Here is a 22,482-nt window from a genome sequence, read left to right on the forward strand (position 1 = left end):
GAGTGACGGGAGCAGACGAATCGCTGTCCCGTAGCGGTCTGCGCGGCCGCGAGGTCGAGCTCCAAGAGCTGCAGGCGCTGATCGTCTCTGTGGGCCGGACCGGAAGCGGCGGCTTGGCCCTGATCCGGGGGGAACCGGGCATCGGCAAAACCACGCTGCTCGCCGAGGCCGTCACCCGGGCCGGGGCCCAGGGATTCTCGGTCGGCCTCGGAAAGGCCGATGAGCTGCATCACATCGTGCCGCTCTCGTCGTTGGCGGCCTGCGTCCTGCACGGCGATCAGCCGCTGCTGTCCGGCGACGCCTTCGTCGATCTTGCGCGCAGTCACGATCAGCGGATCTGGCTGGTGGAGCGCCTGGCGGAGGCGATCGAAGCCAGAGCCGGCAGTGGGCCGGTGCTGATCGCCCTGGACGACGTGCAGTGGGCCGACCCGCTGAGTCGGTTCGCCCTGAAGCAGCTTCCGGCACGCTTGCGGACCTCGCCGGTTCTGTGGTTGCTGACCGGGCGGCTGGAGCCCGCTGGTCCAGCGGAAGAGGTCGTCGCAGCCGCGACGGGCAGACTCCCGACGGTTACTGTGCCGCTGGGGCCCCTGTCCGGCGCGGCCATCGGTCAACTGGCCGGCGACACACTGGGTGCCGCCGTAGACGAGCGGGTCCGGGACTTGCTCGACGGAGCCGGCGGGAACCCGTTCCTGGCAGTCGAGATGCTCGCGGGACTGCGGCCCGGCGAGGCCTCGGATGAGCTTGTGCCCCCAGGGCTGGTGGTGGGTGTGCGCGGCAGACTCGGGTCCCTGCAGCCGAGCACCCTACGCTTCCTTCAGATGGGAGCGGTGTTTGGACGGACGTTCGGCTTCGACGCCGCCGCCGCGCTCTACGGCCAACCGTCCGCCACGTTGATCGCGGCGCTCGAGGAGGCGGTGCGCGCCGGACTCCTGGACGACAACGGCGATCATCTGGTCTTCCGGCATGATCTGCTGCGCCAGGCGGTCTACGTCGACATCCCGCCGTCAGCCCGGAAGGCTCTGCACCGACAGGCTGCGGGCCACCTTGTCTCCGCGGGCCACCAGCCGATCGACGCGGTGCCCCACATCCTCAAGGGAGCCCTGCCCGGAGACGGGGAAGCGGTGGCGCTGCTGCAGCAAGCCGCTGACGACGTACTGCCGGTCACACCCGGCCTCGCGGCCGACCTGATGACGCGCGCCCTGGACATGGTGCCATCCGCGCGGCCGTTGAGGTTCGCAGTGGGTGAGCAGGCGATCGTCTGCCTGACACGCGCCGGCAGGAATCGAGAGGCACTGTCGACCGGCGACCTGCTACTGACCCGCCGACCACCACTGGAGGTGTTCAGCCGGCTGCAGGCTGCCCTCGGCGGGACGCTGTGGAACATGGATCTCGCCGACGAGTTGCGCCGCCGGGCCGAATCGGCCCTCGCAGTCGGGGGTGCCGCCCCGGAGGTCGCGGCGAGGCTGTCCGCCCTGCGCGCGCTGGCCTTGTCCCGGGACCATGATCTTGTCGCGGCGCGTGAGGCCGGCGAGACCGCGCTGCGTGCCGCCACCGAGATCGGTGACCGCGAGGCGCACGTCCTGGCCTTGTCCGGGCTCGGCGAGATCGCGCTCAACGCGGGTGAGAACGCCGTCGCACTGGAGCGCTTCGCCGCGCTCAGCGCCGTCGACTCTGCTTTCCTTCCCGAAGAGATCGTGGCGCACCTGCACGTGGACGATTTCGAGTCCGGCGAACGACTGCTCCTGCAGGCGGCGGACAATGCCGGACCGACGCGTCAGGCAATGATGCTGTGGGCACAGGGCCAGCACGATCTAGGGCTCGGCCGACTCGACGACGCCGACGCCGACTTCGTGACGATGGAGCGCCTGGAGGACGACGTACAGGTACCCGTCCAGCAGGTGAACGCTCGCGTGATCCGCTCCCGGATCGCCCTTCTGCGCGGCGACCGGGAAGCGGCGCGGCAGCACCTGGCCGCAGCGCAGGAAAGACTGGCGGTCAAACCGAACCCGGGCAACACGGCCGCGGTGCGCTTCCTGGAAGCGGTCCAGGCAGCGGCCGACGGGGACTTCGGGCTTGCCATCGACAAGATTCGGCAGGTGCAGAAGGCAGGCCGCTTCATGCGCTGGCGGCTGTTGCGCAACTGGGTCGATTCCGCGATACGCATGGCTCTGCAAGGTGCGGACCATGAGCTCGCCGAGGACCTGGCCGCACAGGCCGAAGCCCACGCCGAACGCAATCCGGCCGTGCCCACCGCCACGGGCATCGCGGCGCAGGCCCTCGGGCTGGTGAACAACGATCTCGCCATGCTGGAACGTTCCGTGGCACTGCTCAAGGCAAGTCCTCGCCCGCTGGTGCGGGCCGCCGCCTACGCCGATCTCGGACGGGCGCTCCGGGCAGCAGGCCGGGAACCTGAGGCGGTGGCCGCCCTGAGTCGCGCCCATGGCACGTTCGCCGAGACAGGGGCCCACGCCGCAGCGGCACGCGTACAGAACGATCTGGACGGTGCGGGGGCCGGCAGCCGCAGGGCGGCAGCCATGCAGCGCCCCGTCCAGGGATGGGGGGCCCTCACGGCCTCGGAGAAGAAAGTCGCGCGCCTCATCGCCGCGGGCCACACCAACCGGTCGGCCGCCGACCTGCTCATCGTCTCCCCGCACACGGTCAACACTCACCTGACCTCCGCCTTCCGCAAGCTGTCGGTCAACTCCAGGGTTCAGCTGGCGAACCTGGTCATGGCCTTGTCCGACAACTGAGCGGACCTATGGGCGCGTTCGCGCCTATTAGTACGTTCACGCGATGCCCCGCCACATCCGAACGCGCTTGGCTGAGGAACCCAAGATCAGCCGGAGGTCACCGACATGCATGAACCCACCGCCGTGCCGCCGACCATCGTGCTTGTGCACGGGGCGTTCACCGATGCCTCATCCTGGGCGAGGGTCATCAGCCTCCTTCAGGCCGCCGGATTGAACGTGCGCGCCCCCGCGAACCCGCTGCGCGGCCTGGCGCAGGACGCCGCCTACATCAGGAGCGTGGTGTGCGACATCGATGCCCCCGTTGTGCTGGTCGGCCACGGCTACGGTGGCGCGGTGATCACCCACGCCGCCACCGACGCCGCCAACGTCATGGCGCTGTGCTACGTCGCGGCGTTCGGCCTCGACACCTGCGAATGCGTCCTGGACATCACAAGCCGCTTCGCCCCGATGCCGTTCGCCGATGCGACCCGTACCGCCGACCTCCCCGCCCAGTTACCCGGCGGCCCGGGAACCGAGCTGTACATCCGCAAGGAACGCTTCCAGCAGGTGTACGCCGCCGACCTGCCGCCCCGCACCGGCGATGTGCTGTCCGTCTCGCAACGCCCGATCGCCCGGAGAGCGCTGACCGGGAGATCGGGCCCGCCGGCATGGGCGTCCAAGCCGTCCTGGTACGCCATCGCGACCGCCGACCATGTGCTCAACCCCACCGCTCAGCGCTTCATGGCACAGCGCATGGCGGCCACCGAATACTTGCTGGACGGTTCACACGCCGTCGTGCTGTCACAGCCGGGGGCCGTGGTGGCGATGATCCGGGAAGCCGCCGAACAGCGCACTGGCCGCGGCGACGGCAACGGGCTTCGGCGCACCTTCTGAGCAGGTGACGGCCGGTTCTCCGAATGCTCAACACCAGTGGCTACCAGGTCCGATTGCATCCGTTCTGAATTGGAAGACGCCGGTATGGCTGCCTCATTGGCGCCCTCCGGGACGCCCGGCCCTTTCGCCCGCAGCCTTACCATGATCAAGTCGCCACGGAAGGTCTTGGATTCCGACTTCACCTTCCCACGCCGACGCTCCGGACACAGACGTCACTCGGTAAAGGCATCATCATGATCTCACCAGCCAGACCGCCCGCGCGGCGGACAGCCACCTTCTTGAGGACCGGGACCGTCGCCCTGGTACTGGCTGCCACCGGGTGCGGTGGCGAAACCGGCGCTGGACGAGCCGAAGGCAAGGTCAGCTCCATCACCGCACTCGACTACTACACCGACGAACCTGAACACACCCAATGGGGCGAACTGCTCACCGCCTGCGGCAAGAAGGCCGGCGTAACGGTCAAGCACACAAGCGTTCCGGGGGCGTCACTCATGCCCACGGTCCTTCGGCGAGCGTCGTCGCGGACCCTTCCCGATCTGTTGATGCTGGACAACCCCGACATGCAGCAGATCGCACAGTCCGGCGCGCTGACTCCGCTGGACCAGTACGGCATCGACTCCAGCGGCTTCGCCAAGGGCATCCTGTCGGCGGGCACCTACAAGGGAGAGGTGTACGGACTGGCGCCGAATGTCAGCACGATCGCCCTCTTCTACAACAAGGACATGCTCTCCGAGGCCGGTGTCGCCGTGCCGAGGACCTGGGACGAGCTGAAGGCCGCGGCGGCCAAGCTGACCCGCCAGGGGCGCTACGGCATGGCCGTCGACGCAAACCCCACTTTTGAGGGCACCTGGCAGTTCCTGCCCTTCCTGTGGTCCAACGGCGGGAACGAGAAGCAGTTGGACACCCCGCAGGCCGCGCAGGCACTCCAGCTGTGGGTCGACCTGGTGAAGAGCGGATCCATGTCGAAGTCGGTGCTGAACTGGACGCAGGCCGACGTACACGATCAGTTCGTCGCCGGCAGGACAGCCATGATGATCAACGGCCCCTGGCGGATACCCGCCATGAACAAAGCCGAGAACCTGCATTGGGGAGTCGCCCCCATCCCCGTCCCACAGAGGGGACAGACCCCTGTCACGCCGCTCGGCGGCGAGGTGTGGACGGTCCCGCAGAGCGCTTCCAAGGCCAGGCAGGACAAGGCCGCCCAGGTGCTCGCCTGCCTGAACGACTCCACCAACATGCTCACCCTGGCCAAGCAGCGCTTCACCGTGCCCTCCCGCTCAACGGTGGCCTCCCAGTACGCCGAGCAGGTCCCATCGATGGCTGCCTTCGTCAAGAGCGTTGAAGCGGCCCGGGCCCGTACCGGCGAACTCGGCGTCAAGTGGCCCAAAGCAGCAACCGGGATATACACCGCGATCCAGTCCGCGCTCACGGGCGAGCAGACACCGGAGGAAGCACTCAAGCGCGCGCAGGAGATCGCGACCAGCCCTTGACCTGTCCCCGGCCCGCCGGATCAGCATCGGGCAGGAAGACGGCACGATGAGCTTCCAGCAGTACACGACACGACGTTCAACACCGGTGCCGCGCCGTTCGTGGGCTCCGCGAGTACTCAAAGGTCCCTGTCGTGGGATCTGTTCTTCCAGCTCGACACGTTCCCCATCTCAGTCCTGCACCCCGATCTAGCGGATTCACGCGATGTGTTGACCCAGGACCGCTGGCACGGTGTTCGGAAAGCACACCGAGTGAAGGGCGGAGAACATGTCCCCGGATTCCTCGAGGCCGGAGCCCGGACAGCTCCCGGGCACCCTCTACACCACCGAATCGCTGCCCGTCCACCACAGACGGGCGCACTGGCGCGAAGCACTGTCCCGGACGTTCGGTGCCGTGAACATGACTGTGCCCGAAGAGGTGTACTCGGGCACGATCCGTACGACGCCGCTCGGCCGGCTCCAGGCCGTCACCGTGGAGGGCGACTGTCTTTCCGCCCTGCGAACTCGTCGACTCGTCGCACAGAGCAACGCAGACGAGTACGTGGTCGTCAAACTGTTGGACAGAGGAGCCGCCCGGCTGGAGCAGGACGGCCGCGAAGCGCTCCTTGGGCCGGGGGACATCTTCATCTACGACTTGGCGCGCCCCGTCCGGCTGAACCTTTCCCAGTCGTTTCGGACGAAGTCCCTCCGCGTGCCGAGAGATGTTCTGGGCCTGAGCGAGTCCGACGTGGTTCACGTCACGGCCTCCCCGCTCGGCCGCGACACACCCGTGGGTGGGCTGCTGTCGCCCTTCCTTGCCGGGCTCGTGGACAACGCGGGAACCTACCCGCCACGCACCAGCGAGCTGATGGCCCGGAACGTCGTGGACCTGCTCGGCGTGATGACCGACGAGCGGCTCGGCCGGACGAGCGCGGACACGCCCGGCGGGAACCGGGCGCTGCTGCTGCGGATCCAGGCGTTCATCGACCGTCACCTCGCGGACCCCGGCCTGACACCGCAGGCGATCGCCCGTGCCCACCACATATCCCTGCGCTATCTCCACCAACTGTTCGAGAGCGAAGACGCCACTGTCGGCCGGTGGATCCAGCGGCGTCGCCTGGAGAAGTGCCGGCGCGAACTCGCGCGCGCGAATGGCCCCACGATCGCCGCGGTGGCGCACCGATGCGGTTTCACCAGTGCCGCGCATTTCAGCCGGGTGTTCCGGACCGCCTACGGTATGTCCCCCCGTGAATGGCGCAACACCCAAGACTTGACGTCGTACACCCCGTCAGCAACTAAGCTCGTCGATGCCTGAAACCGGTGCTCAGTTCGTTCTCGGCACACATTCCATGCGTTCCTCGACAAAGTGCAGCCACAGCGGGGTTCTAGGGTCATTTGAGAGAAAGTCCGCTCTTGCAGCCATTGTTGAGGGATGAAATGATCCAGCCTCTTCCCTCGGTCATGTGCATGGTGACAGTGCACGTCAGCGTCCCGGACGAGCTGCCGGCCCCGCTGCCCGCGGAGCTGCACTACGACATGACCGACCCCTACGCCGTCCGGCTTTCCATCGGCGCACCCGCGGCCAGACCCGTGGACTGGGTGTTCGCCCGATCGCTGCTCATGGAGGGCCTGCACCGGCCCACCGGTACCGGGGACGTACTGGTGATTCCCCGGCACCGCTGCCGTCCGAACTCGGTGCGCATCGTCCTGAGGTCCGCCGCCGGCGCGGCGCTGGTCGACATCGCGGCGTCCGCGGTCGCCGCGTTCCTGCGGCGGACGGACTCGCTCGTGCCCCCGGGAGCGGAGAGCCTTCACGTCTACATGGACCGTGCCCTCGCCGAGCTCACAGGCAGGCGGGACTGAGACGCACTCGACCGGGCGGAATGCCGGGCAACCCTACGGCTTGTCACCCGGCGGGGCAGGCCTTGGCGTCGTCGGACGCCGTCGATCCCGTCCCCGGCCGGTCCTCCAGCGAGTGTCGACACCCCGACGTACATGGCGCCGTACTGGGCACTGGCCGCCCAGGCGCTGCCGCGCGAGCAGACCGCGGTGGGCCTGGCCGACATCAACTCCATTGCCGCGCTGGGCGGTTTCTTCAGCCCGTACATCATCGGGGTAGAACGCCACCGACGACGCGTGACCGTCGGCCTGTACTTCCCGATCGCCTGCCTCGTGGTGTGCGCCGTGATGCCGGCCTTCCTGAAGGTGCCGAGGGATCGGCGGCGCGACGAGGCCACCACCGGCACGAGCGCATGTGCCACGGCGGGGGTCTGACCGCCGCACCCGTCGGGCTGGGTCCGGCACAGGCCCGGCCCGGCCCGATTCGACCTGCCGGCATTCGACCCGACGACATACGACCGAAGGCCCATCGTGACCGTGAACAAGGACCTCGAGGCCCCGATCTTCGACCTGGTCGACTACGGCGTGGTCGGCGACCTCTTCGACGTCGTCCCGCGGCTCACCGAGGAGATCAAGACCCACAAGGGCTGAACCCTCCGGAAACCGGAATACGCCACCGACCCGGCCGTCGGTGACGGGTTCTACACGCTCTTCCTGGCCGACCCGGGCCGGCACACCCTGACCGTCGGCGCATCCGGGTACGACACGGTCACCCGCGGAGTCGTGGCGCGGGCCGACCGGGTGATCACGGAGAACGTCAGGCTGAGAGCGGACGGCTGATCCTCGACCCCCTGATCCGCGCCCGTGTGCCGATCCCGCGCCCGGGCGCAAGACGGCGCCGCACCCTTACAAGGGGTGCGGCGCCGTCCGTGCTTGTACGGTGTCGTGCTGTGCTGTCAGTACCTCAGCCGCTGCAACCCGTTCGCCCACGGACTGACGAGGTACACCGTGCGGGTCTCGGGGTCGAGGTGGAGCCCTCGGCGGGAGGTCGACTCGAAGTTGGCCCTCGCGGGAAGAAGAACGCGGGGAGGCCCAGCCTCGTCTTCGGGACTGGTGGGGCGTGCGGGTGGCGTGCAGGTTGCGTGATCAATCTCGCGGGACGTAGTGGCCGGAACAAGACCGCCGGCGCGCGCGTTCGCGCAATTGCCCACATGTGCTGAGTCGTCCCAACGGACTTACCAGCGGAACCCGTTGAGCTTCAGCATCGGTTCGGACCGGCCTCGCCCCGGCCCCGCGCACAGGAGTGTCAGGCCGTATGGACGTCATCCCGGACAGCCCATGGGCGGCAGCCGGTCTGGACGCGATCAGCGGGCGGGTGCTTGAGCACCTGGTGAGCGCGCCGTCGGCGGACGCGGCCACGGTCGCGGAAGCCGCCGGGATCTCGCCGCTCGAGGCCGAGGAGGCGCTGCGGCGGCTGGAGGGCGCCCTGCTGGTGATACGGCTCGACGGGCGGCCGGTGCGCTGGGCCGCGAGTCCGCCGCGCTCGTCGCTCGGCGCGATGCTGGCCCGCCGCCGGGCCGGACTGGCCGCAGCCGAGGGGATCCTGGAGCGGCTCCAGGAGGCGTACGAGGCGATGTCGGGCCCTCCGGCGGCGCACCTGATGGAGGTGCTGGAGCACGAGGAGGAGGTGTCCGCGCGCTACACCCAGCTCCTGAAGCAGAGTTCGGTGGAGGTGCTGCACCTGGCGAAGCCGCCGTACGTGACGGGCGCCGAGGTGTCCTCGGGCGAACTGGACGTGGTGGCGGGGGTGCGGCTGCGTTCGGTGTACGAGACGGACGGGTTCACCGACGCGGTCTCGCTGGAGACGGCGCTGCGGGGTACGGCGGAGGGCGGGGAACTGCGCCTGGCCTCGCGGCTGCCGGTGAAGCTGGTGGTCTTCGACCGGACGGCGGCGCTGCTGCCGGTGCGCAGCGACCGGCCGGAGGCGGGGTCGCTGGTGGTCCACTCCCCCGCGCTGGTGGAGGCGCTGGCGGCGCTGTTCGAGAGCGTGTGGGCGGGGGCTACGCCGGTCTCGTTGGAGAGCCGGGACGACTGGCCGGTGCCCGGCGGGGCGAATCGCCCCGGTGGCGCGGATGGTTCGGACGACCCGAGCGACCCGAGCGACCCGAACGGCCCGAGCGGCCCGAGCGGCCCGAGCGGCCCGAGCGGCCCGAGCGGCCCGGACGGTCCGGACGGTCCGGACGTGCCCCGGGTCGACGAGCGGACACGTGAGATCCTCCGGCTGATGGCCACCGGCCTGAAGGACGACTCCATCGCCCGGGTGCTGAAGGTGAGCCGTCGCACTGTGCAGAAGCACGTCACCGACGCGGGCAACGCGCTGGGCGCGAAGACCCGCTTCCAGATCGCGCTGCGGGCGGCTGAACGGGGGTGGCTGGGGCCTGAGCACCGGTCAGGTGGCTGAGGCCCGGAGGCTCGGTTGTCCGCAAGCGCGCCTCGCTGTCGGAGGGTGCCCCCAGGAGGACTCCGTCAGCCGGGACACGGCCGGGGTGCGCGGCCTCGCGGACGGTGGAAGGCGTCGGCCCCTCACCCGCGATTCGGATGAGGGGCCGACGCCGCGTTCACGACTGCGGCCTGATCCAGGCGGCGTCGGAGGCCGAGAGGCGATGGGTGGTCACGGAGGTCACCGCGATCAACACCAGCGCAAGGCCCAGAGTGAGGGCGAGTTCGGCGTGCAGCAGGAGCGCGGCACCGGCGAGGGCTCCCAGGAACATGGCGAGCACGGACAGGATCCGCCGCCCTGGCCGGGGTGCCGCCCCGCCGGCCGGGGTGGAGTCCGCGGCCAGTCCCGTCAGGGTCAGGGTCAGCACGGTCGTGGTGAGGTCGGGGACCCCGAGGCGCCGGGCGACCGCGTTCTGCAGCCCCATGGCGAGGCCGAGGAGCACGATCAGGGTGTACTGGACCGTGGTGTTCACCTCGCCGTGCGAGGCCGCGGCCGTGATGACGGCCGCTGCGACCAGCACGGCCTCCAGTGCCGTGGTGGTGGTCAGCAGCCGCCCGCGGTGTGCCGCGAACCGGGTGCCGAACCGGCCTCCCGCCCACGCGCCGGCGAGGAATGCTGCCATCGAGACCACGGAGGCGAGCGCGGACAGGCCCTCGGCGCCTGCCAGCGCGAAGCCGAGGAAGACGACGTTGCCGGTCATGTTGGCGACGAAGACGTGCCCGAGCGACAGGTAACTCACGGCGTCGACCAGGCCGGTCACCACGGTCAGCGTCAACATCAACGGCGGCAGCGGGCCGTGCCGGTCCCCCCTCCGCGGGGCCAACGTGCGGGCCGCGTCAGTCAGCAGCTTGTACATGCGCAGTCCCCTTGCCGGGAGCGGGCGGACGGTGCAGTACCACTCGGGTGAGCAGTCCGCTGGCCGGTCCGATCACGATGGCCGCGAGGCAGATCCACAGGGGCCAGGGTGTCAGCCCGAGGGCGTGGTCGGCCGACCACCCGCCGGGGCCGGTGAGGGCCAGGGCCGCGGACACGACGACGAGGACCATCGGGTACTCGTAGCCGTCGTTCTGCACCCAGAGCCCGTTGCGCCACTTGACGGTGCCGGCGACCGTCATCACTCCCATGGCGGCCATGGCCGCCATGGGAGTGAGCAGTCCGACCGCCAGGAACAGACCGGCGCCGATCTGGCTGCCGCCCGCGGCGAGCGCGGTGAGCCGGCCGCCGCGGAAGCCGTCGTGGCGGAACTCCTCGGTGCCGCCCGCCAGTCCGTGGCCCCCGAGCCGGAAACTGACCTTCTGCACTCCGTGCCCGGCGATGAGGAGACCCGCCACCAGCCGAAGGACCAACAGTCCGGTGTCCATTGAGTTCCCTGCCTGTTCCTGACGTTCCGTTGATGACCGTTTGAAGAGGTCAGCCGGCCGCGTGGGCGCCGATGACCGCCTGCGCGTAGACGAGCCCGAGGCCGTAGGCGCCGCCGTGCTCCTTCACCACCTCCGTGACGGGGACGTACGTCTCTCCCCGCGCCCAGTCACGCTGGAGCTCAAGGAGCACCTGAACCCAGGTCACCGGAATCGCACCGCCCTGGACCATGCGCTGGACGGCGTGCTCGTGCGCCTGCGGGCTGACACCGCCGGACGCGTCGGTGACCACGTAGACCTCGTAGCCCTGGGAGATGGCGGACAGCGTGGGCAGGACGACGCAGACCTCGGTCCACAGACCGGCGATGACGAGCTTCTTGCGGCCGGTGGCCTTGACGGCCTCGACGAAGTCGATGTCCTCCCAGGCGTTCATCGTGGTGCGGTCGATGATCTTCTGGTCGGGGAAGACATCGGCGAGCTGGGGCATGATCGGGCCCGAGAAGGACTCGGCGGCCACGGTGCTCAGCACGACCGGCACGTCGAAGACCTTGGCGGCCTTCGCCAGGCCCACGGTCGAGTTGATGATCGCCGTGCGGTCGCCGCTGCCGGTGCCGAAGAACATCTGCGGCTGGTGGTCCACGAACAGCACCGCGCAGTTGTCGGGGGTCAGCAGGTCGGGGCTGGGGGCCGCGGTGACGTCGGAGATGTTGACCATGAGAGAGCCTTTTCATTGAGTGATGTGATCGCGGACGGGCGTCCGCGGCTGAGAGCAACCGTCCGTTCGACGGCGCGAGGTGGGGGGTGGTGTCCCGGGAGGGGCGGCTCGTGACCGGGCCCCTCCCGGGAGATCAGAGCGAGAAGCAGGGGTCGAAGACCGTGCTCTCGGTTTCCGGGGCGAGGCCGCGTCGGGCCCGCCACTGGCGGTGCTGGTCCGACTCGGCGACGGCCTGGCCGAGCAACTCGGCCTGGCGGGCGCCCGACAGGCCGGTACGAGGCGTGGCCTGGTAGCCGCCGAAGTGCGCGACCGGGCTCCAGGCCGGGCTGACCGGCGGCAGCTCCTCGTCGAGGCCCTGGTACTCGGCGGCGGCGTAGACGATCCTGCCGCCGACGACCGTCAGCAGGGACTCGATGTGCGCGATGTTCGGCTCAGGCACCGCGAAGTAGTCCTCGGACAGCACCGTCAGATCGCCGTAACAGCCCGGCTTGAGCACGCCCTTGACCTCGGCCTCGCCGGTCAGCGCGGCACCGGCCTCGGTGAACATCGCCAGCGCCGTCTGCCGGTCGACGCGGTTGTGCGGCGGGCGGACGACCAGGTCGCCGACGGTCCGGCCGGAGACCAGCCAGTGCAGGGCGATCCACGGGTTGTAGGTGGAGACCCGGGTAGCGTCGGTGCCGGCGCCGACGGTCAGACCGCGCTCCAGCATGGCCCGTATCGGCGGGGCGTCCGCGGCCGCGCCGGGGCCGTAACGGCGTACGAACGCCTCGCCCTGGAAGGACAGCCGGTTCTGCACGGACATGGCGCCGCCGAGCGCGGCGATACGGTCCAGGCTGTCGGCCGACACTGTCTCGGCGTGGTCGAACAGCCACCGGTTCCCGGCCGGGAACAGTCCTTCCGCGGCGAGTTTCTCGAAGACCGCGAGGTCCCGGCGGATGGTCTCGTCATACGTGGCGTGCAGCCGGAATCCCCAGCCGTTCTCCATGAGGAGCCGTACGGCCTTCTCGAATTCTGACTCATATTCGGCGAGTGCCGGGCGCGGTTCAGCAAAGTTCTCAAAGTCGGCCGCGGCCCAGGTGAGGTTCTCGCCCGCCCCGTTGAGGCGCAGCCATTCGTCCCCGTCCTCGGGGCGGGCCATTTCGATCCAGCGGGCGAGGTCGTCGATTTCCTGGCCGGCGGTCTGCGGGAAGAGGTGATAGGCGATACGCAGCGACAGTTGGCCGGCCTTGGCCAGTTCGACGACCGTGCTGTAGTTGTCGGGGAAGTTCTGGAATCCCCCGGCAGCGTCGATCGCCGACGTAAGGCCGAACCTGTTCAGTTCCCGCAGGAAATGACGGGTGGAGGTCTTCTTGTCCTCGCCCTCCAGCATCGGGGCCTTGGCCAGCGTCGAGTAGAGGATCAGGGCGCTGGGGGCGGCCAGCAGCATGCCCGTGGGCTCGCCGTCCCTGCCTTGTACTATCTGGCCGCCCTTGGGGTCGGGGGTGTCCTTGGTGTATCCGGCGGCCTTGAGCGCCGCCCGGTTCAGGACCGCCGACTGGTACAGATGCAGGACGAACACCGGGGTGTCCGGCGCGGCGGCGTTCAGCTCGGCGACGGTCGGCAGCCGCCGTTCGGCGAACTGCTCGGCCGACCATCCCCCCACCACCCGCACCCACTGGCCCTTAGGAGTGCGGGCCGCCTGCTCACGCAACATCGCCAGGCCCTGGCGCAGCGTGGGGACGCCGTCCCAGCGCAGCTCGAGTACGTAGTTGAGCCCGCCTCGGATGACGTGAAGGTGGGAGTCGTTGAGACCGGGGATCATCCGGCGGCCGAGGGCGTCGACGACCTTCGTGGCCGGGCCGATATGGGGAGCCACGTCCTTGTCGTCGCCGACGACCGTGATGACGCCGTCGCGTATGGCGATGGACTCGGCCCCCGGGCGGCCCGGGTCTCCTGTGTGGATCTTCGCGTTGCGGACGACGAGATCCGCGGCGTTGTCGGCGGCGCTGGGAACCAGCCCACCGACCGGCATCGTGGACACCTTTCGACAACCTCCTGCGGTATGAACAGCGTCGATTTCCAACTGCATCGACTTCCGACTGCGGCGACAGCGGCGGGCGGGTGAGAACCATGGCTCGCACAATCACTGCGCTCACGCTCAACCGAACTGAATTCCAGGTGGGCTTTCCAAGCGATGCACAGGCCCGGACCCGGCAGTCCGCAACTGCTTGGCCGCCAGGCTATTTCGAGCCGGGGCCTCTGTGTGTCCCGGCAGTGCACTGGATTCGTCCTGACAGTGCACTGCAGCTCCCTTTCCATGCACTGTGGGGTCAGCGCCGGTGCGCTGGTGGTTAATTTCCGCCGCGTGCGCGGTTTTAGCGTGGTGGTGACCGACGACATCGCAGATTCCTTTGTCTGCCGCGGAGTCGCCTCACCCGCCGGAGAGACCGGCGCATCACATGAAACTCAGGAGAATCACATGTCCGACGCCGTCGAGCCGGTCCAGCCGGTCCTGGAGCCGGCGGCAGCCGCATTCGCCGAAGCGACTGCCAACCCGCCCTACCTTTTCGACCTGCCACCCGCCGAAGGCCGCAAGGCCGTCGACGAGGTGCAGTCCAGCGACATCGACAAGCCTGAGATCGACGAGGAGTGGATCACTGTCTCCGGCGGTCCGACCGGCAGCGTCCGGGCCCGTATCGTCAAGCCCGCCGGCGCCGAGGGGACGCTGCCGGTGATCCTCTACATCCACGGCGCGGGCTGGGTGTTCGGCAACGCCCACACCCACGACCGCCTGGTGCGCGAGCTCGCCGTGGGCGCGAACGCGGCCGTGGTCTTCCCCGAGTACGACCTCTCCCCCGAGGTCCGCTACCCGGTCGCCATCGAGCAGAACTACGCCGTCGCCCGGTGGGTCGTCCAGCAGGGCGCTTCCAAGAACCTGGATGCCACCCGCATCGCCGTCGCCGGCGACTCCGTCGGCGGCAACATGACCGCCGCGCTGACGCTGATGGCCAAGGAGCGCGGCGACGTACCGCTGGTCCAGCAGGTGCTGTTCTACCCGGTCACCGACGCGAACTTCGACACCGGCTCCTACCTCCAGTTCGCCACCGGCTACTTCCTGCGCCGCGACGGCATGCAGTGGTTCTGGGACCAGTACACCACCGACGAGACCGAGCGCGCCCAGATCACCGCATCCCCGCTGCGGGCCACCACCGAGCAGCTCACCGGCCTGCCGCCGGCCCTGGTCATCACCGGCGAGGCCGACGTGCTGCGCGACGAGGGCGAGGCCTACGCCAACAAGCTGCGCGACGCCGGCGTCCCGGTCACCGCCGTCCGCTTCCAGGGCATCATCCACGACTTCGTCATGCTCAACGCCCTGCGCGGCACCCACGCCGCCGAAGCCGCGATCACGCTGGCAACCGGCGCCCTGCGCACCGCGCTCCACGCCGGCTGACACAGCGCCGCACGCTCACTCCCGACTACCACCCGACACATACTTTCGACACACTCCCGACAACCAAGGAGAACAGCCCAGGCATGGCAACAAATCCCACTCCCACAGTCGTTCTCGTGCACGGTGCGTTCGCGGACGCATCCAGCTGGACCGGGGTCATCGCGGAGCTGCAGAACCACGGCATCCCCGTGGTCGCGCCGCCCAATCCACTGCGCGGCCTGGCGTCCGACGCCGCGTACATCGCCTCCGTGGCTGCTCAGATCGATGGCCCTGTGGTGCTTGTCGGCCACTCCTACGGCGGTGCGCTCATCTCCGTGGCCGGCACCACCGAGAACGTCGTCGGGCTGGTCTACGTCGCGGCCTATGCCACCGAAGAGGGCGAAAGCCTGGGCGAGTTGCAGGGTCGCTTCCCTCTCTCGCCGCTCGTCAGCAACCTGAAGGAGGCGACGTATCCGGTGGAGGGAGCGGAGCCCGCGGTCGAGGTCACCATCAAGGCCGAGGCGTTCCCTGACATCTTCGCCGCCGACGTCCCAGCCCCCGTCACCAAGGTCCTGGCGGTGGCGCAGCGTCCACTGGCCGCCGCGGCGTTCACGGAGACGGCCTCGGCCGCCGCGTGGAAGACCAAGCCCTCCTGGGCACTCGTCGCCGCCGCGGACCAGGCGATCAACCCCGAAGTCCAGCGCTTCGGCGCCAAGCGGGCCGGGGCGGCGATCGTCGAGCTCGAGGGCGCCTCCCACGCCGTCGCCGTGTCCCGGCCCAAGGAGGTCGCCGACCTGATCCGTGAGGCGGTGCGCGCGACGAGCTGACGAGGCGGCAGGCGTCGCAGGCGGCCGCGCGGCCGAACTCCCCGTACGGCGTCCGTACGGGGAGTTCGGCCGCGCGGGCCGTTCGGTGCTGGCATGGGGCGAGATCCCGCCGCGGGCCTTCCGTCTTGGCGCTGCGTGAGATCCCGCAGCGGTCCTTCCGTCCTGGCGCTGCGTGAGTTCCCGCCTCGGGCCTCTTCACCGGCGCGGCGCCGTGACCACCACGACCAGGACCGCCAGCATCACACCGGCGGCGAGGGCGGGTGCCGGGGAGAAGGCGGCCAGCAGGATGCCGACCGCGGCGACGGGATACGGAATCCACTCGGCCGCGGTTCTCTGGTGGGGCCGGAGGTGTATGGCCCAGACCGTGATCAGGAAAACGGCCGCGGGGACGGTGACCGCCGCGCCGGCAGCCGTCGACGGGGCGTCGGTGTGACGCGTGACGTGATCGGCGTACGCGGCCAGGCCTGCTCCCTCGGCGGTCGCCGAGGCGAAGATCAGGTAGTGGCCGTAGGCCCAGGTGAATCTCCTGCGGTGGGCCTGGTGCGTCGTGGCGAGCAGAGTGTGCGCGGGTCTGGCGAAGTACAGCCACCACATGGCGTAGACCATGAGCAGGCCGCCGGCCGCCACCGCGTACAGCGAACCAGTGCCGTGGTGCCGGTCGAAGGCGCCCCGGACGGCGACGGTGGCGGCCGCGACGCACTCGCCGAGGACGATGAGGGTGAAGAGTTGGTAGCGCTCGGCGATGTGGCGCGGATGCCATGGGGTCATCCCGGCGGACTGCGCCCACACCGGGACGGACACCTCGGCGACGATCATCACGGCAATACCCGGCAGCCGCGCCGAGTCCGGGAGACCGAGCAGTGCGACCCATCCGATCTGACACACCGTCACTCCCACGGCGAAGCGCAGGGTGGTCGTCCGCCGAGCGGGGTCGGACCACGCGGCCCGCAGCCACAGCGCTGCCAACGCCGTACGCAGCACCACGTATCCGATGGTGATGACCCGCAGATCACCATGCTCGAACGCGCGGGGAACGCCGGCGGCGAGCACGAGCGACCCCGTGATCTGGACCAGCACCGCCAACCGGTACGGGACGTCGTCCGGGTCGTAGGCGGAGGCGAACCAGGTGAAGTTCATCCACGCCCACCAGATGGTGAAGAAAACCAGCGCGAAGCGCAGGACACCGGTGGCGTAGTCCCCGTGGCTCAGCGCCTCGTGCAGGCTCTCGGACGCCTGCGCCACCGCGATGACGAAGCACAGGTCGAAGAGGAGTTCCAGCGAGGTGGCGGGCCTGTGCTGCTCGCCGGGGTCGCGACCCGGCATGGTGCGCCATCGCCTGGGCGCCGGGTCCGCGTGGGCGATCGGGGGGCGGCTCAGCGGAGGGCTCCGAGCGCGGCCTCGACCGTCCGGTGGAAGGTCGGGTAGGTGTAGATCATGTGCCGGAGCCGGTGGACGGGCACCTCGGCGTGGACGGCCACATTCAGCCCGTAGAGCACCTCGCCTCCCGCCGGCCCCGCCGAGGTCGCGCCGATCAGCACGCCCCGGTCGGCGTCCTCGACGAGCTTGATGAACCCCTCGTTGCCCGGCCCGTGGATCCAGCCTCGCGTGGAGGAGGCGGTGGTGAGCACGCTGGTGCGCACCCGCAGCCCTTGCTCACGCGCCTGACCCTCCGTCAATCCCACGGCTCCGATCTCGGGGTCGGTGAACGTGACGCGGGGCAGCGCCCGGTAGTCGGCGTCGGGACCGGGCTGCCCGAGGATGTCCTGGACGGCGATCTGCGCCTGGTACATCGACACATGGGTGAAGGCGCCATGGCCGGTGATGTCTCCGACCGCCCACAGCCCGTCCCCGGCCCGCATCTGCCCGTCGGTGTGCACGACTCCCGCCGTCGGATCGAGCCCCACGGTGTCGACCGCCAGCGCGGCCAGGTCGGCGTGGCGCCCGGTGGCAACCAGAAGCCGTTCGGCACGCAGCGGCTCCCCGTCGCCCTCCAGGCGGACGGTGAACTCTGTGCCGTCATGGCCGATCTGCCGTGCCCGAGCACCCGTGAGTACGGTGACTCCGTCCGCCCGCAGCACCTCCGCGGCCAGCTCCCCGGCCTCTGGTTCCTCCTGCGACAGCAGCCGGTCCTGTCCCTCGATCACCGTGACGGCGCACGTGAAGCGGGCGAAGACCTGGGCGAGTTCGACGCCGATGGCGCCTCCGCCGAGAACGACCATCGAGTCGGGCAGCTCCTTGGCCGCCATGGCGTCCCGGTTGGTCCAGTACGGCGTTCCCTCGAGCCCTGGGACCGGAGGGATCCGGGGCCGGGTGCCGGTGGCCAGTACGACACCGCGCCGTGCCTCGACCGTACGGTCGCCCACTGTTACTTGACGCACGCCGGAGAGGCGGCCCGTCCCCCGGACGAGCCGACCGCCCTTGGCCGCGAGACGGTCGGCGGCCACCTGGTCGTTCCAGTCGTCGGTGGCCTCGTCGCGTATACGCCCGGCGACCCGATTCCAGTCCGGAGTCACGACCGCTTCGCCGGCGAGGGCGGGCACCCGGCGCGCCTCGGCGAGCAGGTTGCCCGCCCGGATCATCATCTTGCTGGGCACGCAGCCCCAGTACGGACACTCGCCTCCGACGAGTTCCGCCTCGACCCCCACCACGTCAAGGCCGGCCGCGGCCAGCGTGCCCGCGACGTACTCACCACCCGGCCCCAGCCCGACGACCACCACATCCGCCTGCTCGCTCGCGCTCATGCCTGCCTCTCCTCGTTCCCTGGGCTCCACGGGCGTGGACTGCCCCGCCGAGGCTAGATCGGCCGGCCGGACGCCAGTGTCCGCCAGCGCACGGGTGCTTGCCCGAGAGCGAACGACGAGCGCGGAACACCGCGCACAGTGCGCTGGCGGGCACCACCGCATGCGCTACCGGGCAATGCGCCCTCCGTCCGGGCACCTAGCGTCACTCGCGTACGCACAGCACAGCACCGCAGGAGGCGGACTATGACCACCAGCTCCAAGACCGTGAGCAGCAGCCAGCCGTGGCTGCACCAGAGGGGCGAGGTGATCCAGGAGTTCGGCACCGTCAAGCAGTTCCCGATCGGCCTGTCCTACGAGGCGCGGATGTACTCCTGCCAGCGCCTGAACAAGGTCCTGGCGGATACGCAGATCCTCTACGGCCTCTACAAGAAGCATCACTGGCTGATGCGCGGCGCGACCTTCTACCAACTGCACCTGGTCCTGGACAAGCACGCCGGGGAACAGCTCGAACTCGTCGACACCATCGCCGAACGCGTCCAGTCCCTGGGCGGCGTCGCGGTGGGCGACCCCAGGCACGTCGCCGAGATCACGTCGATTCCCCGCCCTCCGAACGGCGTGGAGGAGGTGCCGGCCATGCTGTCACGGCTGCTGGAGGCCCACGAGACCATCCTCATCGAGGCCCACGACGCAGCCGCCCGGGCCGGTGAGCTGGGTGACGACGGCACCAACGACCTGCTGGTCTCACAGGTGATCAGGACCGGGGAACTGCAGGCGTGGTTCCTGGCCGAGCATCTGGTCGACACGCCGCTGGTCCGCGCCTGAGGGACCCTTCGGCCCGCGTTCGAAGAGGCGTGGGCCCATGTCTGAAGGGCATGAGCACCACCCGTTCACGCTGTGGGGGCCCCTTTCCCGTGCACGCACAGTCATCTCACCCATGCGGTCCACTCCTACCGTTCGAGGACCGCTCGATCACCTGTTGAATGGAGGAGCCTTGCAGTTCGGGATCTTCAGCGTTGGCGACGTCACACCGGATCCGACCACGGGCCGTACGCCGACCGAGCGCGAGCGCATCAAGGCCATGATCGCCATCGCTCTGAAGGCCGAGGAGGTCGGCCTGGACGTCTTCGCGACCGGCGAGCACCACAACCCGCCGTTCGTGCCCTCGTCGCCGACCACCATGCTCGGCTACATAGCCGCGCGGACCGAGAGGCTGATCCTCTCCACCGCCACCACCCTCATCACCACCAACGACCCGGTGAAGATCTCCGAGGACTACGCGATGCTCCAGCACCTGGCTGACGGTCGCGTGGACCTGACAATGGGGCGCGGCAACACCGGGCCGGTCTACCCGTGGTTCGGGCAGGACATCCGGGAAGGCATCAACCTCGCCATCGAGAACTACGGCCTGCTGCACCGGCTGTGGCGCGAGCACGTCGTCAGCTGGGAGGGCAAGTTCCGCACGCCGCTGCAGGGATTCACGTCCACGCCCCGCCCACTGGACGGCGTGCCGCCCTTCGTCTGGCACGGCTCCATCCGCTCCCCGGAGATCGCCGAACAGGCCGCCTACTACGGCGACGGTTTCTTCCACAACAACATCTTCTGGCCGGCCGACCACACCAAGCGGATGATCGAGCTGTACAGGAAGCGGTACGCGCACCACGGGCACGGCACGCCCGAGCAGGCCATCGTCGGCCTCGGCGGCCAGGTCTTCATGCGAAAGAGCTCCCAGGACGCCGTGCGCGAGTTCCGGCCGTACTTCGACAACGCGCCCGTGTACGGGCACGGCCCCTCGCTCGAGGACTTCACCGAGCAGACCCCGCTGACCGTCGGCTCCCCGCAGCAGGTCATCGAGAAGACGCTGACCTTCCGCGAATACGCCGGCGACTACCAGCGCCAGTTGTTCCTGATGGACCACGCCGGCCTGCCCCTCAAGACCGTCCTCGAACAGCTCGACATGCTCGGCGAGGAGGTCGTGCCGGTACTGCGCGAGGAGTTCGCCAAGGGCCGCCCGGCCGATGTGCCGGACGCGCCGACCCACCAGTCCCTGCTCGCCGCCGCCTCGGAATCGGAAGAGGTGACCGCCGCATGAAGCTCGTCGTCGTCTCAGCGGGGCTGAGCGTCCCGTCCTCCACACGACTGCTCGCCGACCGGCTCACTGACGCGGTCCGCGAAGAGACGGCTGATCAGGACCACAAGGTCGAAGTCGACGTCATCGAGCTGCGTGCCCTGGCCGTCCCCATCGCCAACAATCTGGTGACCGGTTTCCCGCCGCCACAGCTCACCACCACGATCGAAACGGTCACGAGCGCCGACGGCCTGATCGCCGTGACACCGGTGTTCACCGCCTCATACAGCGGACTGTTCAAGTCCTTCTTCGACCTGATCGACCCGCACGCCCTCACCGGCAAGCCGGTCCTGATCGCAGCAACAGGCGGCACGGCCCGCCACTCACTGGTCCTGGAACACGCCCTGCGCCCGCTCTTCACCTACCTGCGCGCCGTCGTCGTCCCCCACCGCGGTCTACGCCGCGTCCGAGGACTGGGGATCCGGCAGCGACGCGTACGCGGAGGGCCTGCCCGCACGCATACAGCGGGCGGGCGGGGAGATGGCCTCGCTCCTGGCCGCCAGGGCAACCGACCCCATGCCCGAGGACGACATCACCGACAAGCAGCTCTCCGATCTGCGCTTCGACTGAGCCCGGGTCAACGAGCACGATCGCCGCCTGCTGGTGTCCCGCGCGCGGGCCGGCTCCTGCCTCTACGAGAGCACTCCGGGCGCCTCGGTACCGGTGCCACACCCAGTTCGACGTCGACGGCCGCTGGCACGTGCGGTCCACCCGCCAACGCGCCCTTTCCCGGCGTACGTTGGGGGCAGACGAGGTGGAACCACTCGCGGCTCATGCGCCTCTTTGGTCAAGCAGGCTGCACTTCGGCCCGATTGAGCCATTCCATTCCCCTTGATCCACCCCGTCGGACCGAGCGGGGTGGCCGCGAAGCCCAGGAGGCAGTAGTTGAGCACCAAGACAGGGCCCCAGCGTTTCCCCGGCGCGAGCCGTGCCAACTGGTACCAGGACGACTTCGGCGGTGACGCGATGGAGGTCAATGTCGTCGTTCTGCACACCACCGAAGGCCGCACGCTGCCCGGCTACGGCGGTGGTTCCGCGGCACCGAATCTGACGGCGGTGCCCGACCTGGGTGCCAAGAAGCTGAAGTGGTACCAGCACTTCGACATCGAGACCTCGTCCAGAGCGCTGGTCAACCTGCGAGGCGGAGTCGATACGAACACCCTGAACGTGTGCCAGGTCGAGCTGGTCGGCACCTGCAACCCCAAGGAGCATGCGAAGTGGAAGGCTGCCGGCCAGGACCACATCTACTGGCCGGACGCTCCCGACTGGGCGCTGCGCGGCATAGCGCGGTTCCTCGCGTGGATGCACGAGGAGCACGGTGTACCGCTCTCCGGCCGGAAGCAGTGGCCGGCGTACCCGGCGTCGTACGGGAACGGCAGCGGCCAGCGGATGACCGGCGCCGAGTGGAAGGCGTTCAAGGGCGTGTGCGGGCACATGCACGTGCCCGAGAACTCACACGGCGACCCCGGCGCGATCGACTTCTCCAGGATCGTCAAGTACGCCAAGGCCGAGCTGGATCTCGGTGACGACGGCCCCGAGGACTCGGCGCCCTCGACACCGTCCAAGCCGGCCGTCCCGGCGTACCCCGGCCGCAAGTACTTCCGGGACGGGGCCTCGAACAAGTACGTCCTCCAGCTCGGCAAGCAGCTGGTGAAGCGGGGCTTCGGCGACCACTACAAGGTGGGGCCGAGCAAGGCCTGGGGCGAGGCCGACCGGTTGAACGTGCGGGACTTCCAGAAGTCCCGCAAGGAGTTGCGCGGCGACGCCGACGGCTACCCGGGCCCGCTGACCTGGCGCCTGCTGTTCTCCTGAGCCACGGAGCGCCGAGCCCCGTCGACGTCGAACGCCTGACGGGGCTCGGCGGCACATCACCTGCTGC

General features: G+C 69.5%; 18 protein-coding genes and 2 pseudogenes. 14 read left to right on the top strand and 6 right to left on the bottom strand.

Annotated features, from left to right (window positions below; genetic code table 11):
* The first annotated feature begins 2 nt into the window (after positions 1-2).
* The 8 genes and pseudogenes from H1D24_RS33225 to H1D24_RS33260 all read left to right on the top strand — a co-directional run bounded on the left by H1D24_RS33225 (position 3) and on the right by H1D24_RS33260 (position 9,389).
* Complete coding sequence (locus H1D24_RS33225; RefSeq protein ID WP_181661450.1) at positions 3-2,750, top strand: helix-turn-helix transcriptional regulator; 2,748 nt, start codon at positions 3-5, stop codon at positions 2,748-2,750.
* 105 nt (positions 2,751-2,855) lie between these two features.
* Positions 2,856-3,623 (top strand): alpha/beta hydrolase, encoded by a 768-nt coding sequence (locus H1D24_RS33230; RefSeq protein WP_220137526.1) that lies wholly within the window; start codon positions 2,856-2,858, stop codon positions 3,621-3,623.
* A gap of 278 nt (positions 3,624-3,901) precedes the next feature.
* Complete coding sequence (locus H1D24_RS33235; RefSeq protein ID WP_258564501.1) at positions 3,902-5,113, top strand: sugar ABC transporter substrate-binding protein; 1,212 nt, start codon at positions 3,902-3,904, stop codon at positions 5,111-5,113.
* Positions 5,114-5,378: 265 nt separating this feature from the next.
* Positions 5,379-6,404 (top strand): AraC-like ligand-binding domain-containing protein, encoded by a 1,026-nt coding sequence (locus H1D24_RS33240; RefSeq protein WP_181661452.1) that lies wholly within the window; start codon positions 5,379-5,381, stop codon positions 6,402-6,404.
* A 152-nt stretch (positions 6,405-6,556) separates the two neighbouring features.
* Entirely contained in the window at positions 6,557-6,952 is a 396-nt protein-coding gene (locus tag H1D24_RS33245) for an SsgA family sporulation/cell division regulator (protein ID WP_258564502.1), read from the top strand.
* A 132-nt stretch (positions 6,953-7,084) separates the two neighbouring features.
* Positions 7,085-7,363, top strand: coding sequence for a hypothetical protein (locus tag H1D24_RS33250; RefSeq protein ID WP_258564503.1), 279 nt, complete (start codon positions 7,085-7,087; stop codon positions 7,361-7,363).
* A 12-nt stretch (positions 7,364-7,375) separates the two neighbouring features.
* Positions 7,376-7,579, top strand: a pseudogene (locus H1D24_RS44200) (hypothetical protein); the annotation flags it as partial.
* Between the two features lie 664 nt (positions 7,580-8,243).
* Positions 8,244-9,389 (top strand): helix-turn-helix transcriptional regulator, encoded by a 1,146-nt coding sequence (locus H1D24_RS33260; RefSeq protein WP_181661454.1) that lies wholly within the window; start codon positions 8,244-8,246, stop codon positions 9,387-9,389.
* 157 nt (positions 9,390-9,546) lie between these two features.
* On the opposite strand, the gene H1D24_RS33265 is transcribed toward H1D24_RS33260, so the two are convergent.
* The 4 genes from H1D24_RS33265 to H1D24_RS33280 form a co-directional block, all read right to left on the bottom strand.
* On the bottom strand, positions 9,547-10,284 hold the full coding sequence (locus H1D24_RS33265; protein WP_181661455.1) for a YoaK family protein: 738 nt from the start codon (positions 10,282-10,284) through the stop codon (positions 9,547-9,549).
* Positions 10,265-10,789: a DoxX family protein gene (locus tag H1D24_RS33270; RefSeq protein ID WP_181661456.1), complete on the bottom strand. Its 525-nt coding sequence runs from the start codon at positions 10,787-10,789 to the stop codon at positions 10,265-10,267. Before H1D24_RS33270 ends, H1D24_RS33265 begins: the two co-directional genes overlap by 20 nt.
* 49 nt (positions 10,790-10,838) lie before the next feature.
* Positions 10,839-11,501 carry a hydrolase gene (locus H1D24_RS33275; RefSeq protein WP_181661457.1) on the bottom strand — a complete coding sequence of 221 codons (663 nt, stop codon included), beginning with the start codon at positions 11,499-11,501 and terminating at the stop codon, positions 10,839-10,841.
* A 133-nt stretch (positions 11,502-11,634) separates the two neighbouring features.
* Positions 11,635-13,521, bottom strand: coding sequence for an amidohydrolase (locus H1D24_RS33280; protein ID WP_374064458.1), 1,887 nt, complete (start codon positions 13,519-13,521; stop codon positions 11,635-11,637).
* A gap of 438 nt (positions 13,522-13,959) precedes the next feature.
* Here H1D24_RS33280 and H1D24_RS33285 point away from each other — a divergent pair, with 438 nt between their 5' ends.
* Both H1D24_RS33285 and H1D24_RS33290 read left to right on the top strand, forming a co-directional pair.
* Positions 13,960-14,931, top strand: a complete 972-nt coding sequence (locus H1D24_RS33285) for an alpha/beta hydrolase (RefSeq protein ID WP_181661458.1) — start codon at positions 13,960-13,962, stop codon at positions 14,929-14,931.
* 83 nt (positions 14,932-15,014) lie between these two features.
* Positions 15,015-15,737: an alpha/beta fold hydrolase gene (locus H1D24_RS33290; protein WP_181661459.1), complete on the top strand. Its 723-nt coding sequence runs from the start codon at positions 15,015-15,017 to the stop codon at positions 15,735-15,737.
* 195 nt (positions 15,738-15,932) lie between these two features.
* On the opposite strand, the gene H1D24_RS33295 is transcribed toward H1D24_RS33290, so the two are convergent.
* On the bottom strand, positions 15,933-17,060 hold the full coding sequence (locus H1D24_RS33295; RefSeq protein ID WP_181661460.1) for a low temperature requirement protein A: 1,128 nt from the start codon (positions 17,058-17,060) through the stop codon (positions 15,933-15,935).
* A gap of 50 nt (positions 17,061-17,110) precedes the next feature.
* The gene (locus H1D24_RS33300) at positions 17,111-18,478 is read right to left on the bottom strand and encodes a dihydrolipoyl dehydrogenase family protein (RefSeq protein WP_181661461.1); all 1,368 of its coding nucleotides are present in this window, start codon (positions 18,476-18,478) and stop codon (positions 17,111-17,113) included.
* Between the two features lie 243 nt (positions 18,479-18,721).
* Here H1D24_RS33300 and H1D24_RS33305 point away from each other — a divergent pair, with 243 nt between their 5' ends.
* From H1D24_RS33305 to H1D24_RS33320, 4 genes and pseudogenes are all read left to right on the top strand, one after another.
* Positions 18,722-19,300, top strand: a complete 579-nt coding sequence (locus tag H1D24_RS33305; protein ID WP_181661462.1) for a Dps family protein — start codon at positions 18,722-18,724, stop codon at positions 19,298-19,300.
* A 169-nt stretch (positions 19,301-19,469) separates the two neighbouring features.
* Positions 19,470-20,567: an LLM class flavin-dependent oxidoreductase gene (locus H1D24_RS33310; protein WP_181661463.1), complete on the top strand. Its 1,098-nt coding sequence runs from the start codon at positions 19,470-19,472 to the stop codon at positions 20,565-20,567.
* A pseudogene (locus tag H1D24_RS33315) lies at positions 20,564-21,173 on the top strand (FMN reductase). Before H1D24_RS33310 ends, H1D24_RS33315 begins: the two are co-directional and overlap by 4 nt.
* Before the next feature lie 315 nt (positions 21,174-21,488).
* On the top strand, positions 21,489-22,415 hold the full coding sequence (locus H1D24_RS33320; protein ID WP_181661464.1) for a peptidoglycan-binding protein: 927 nt from the start codon (positions 21,489-21,491) through the stop codon (positions 22,413-22,415).
* Positions 22,416-22,482 lie beyond the last annotated feature (67 nt).

Origin of the sequence: Streptomyces himalayensis subsp. himalayensis (assembly GCF_013778455.1) — a bacterium.
Classification (GTDB): domain Bacteria; phylum Actinomycetota; class Actinomycetes; order Streptomycetales; family Streptomycetaceae; genus Streptomyces; species Streptomyces himalayensis.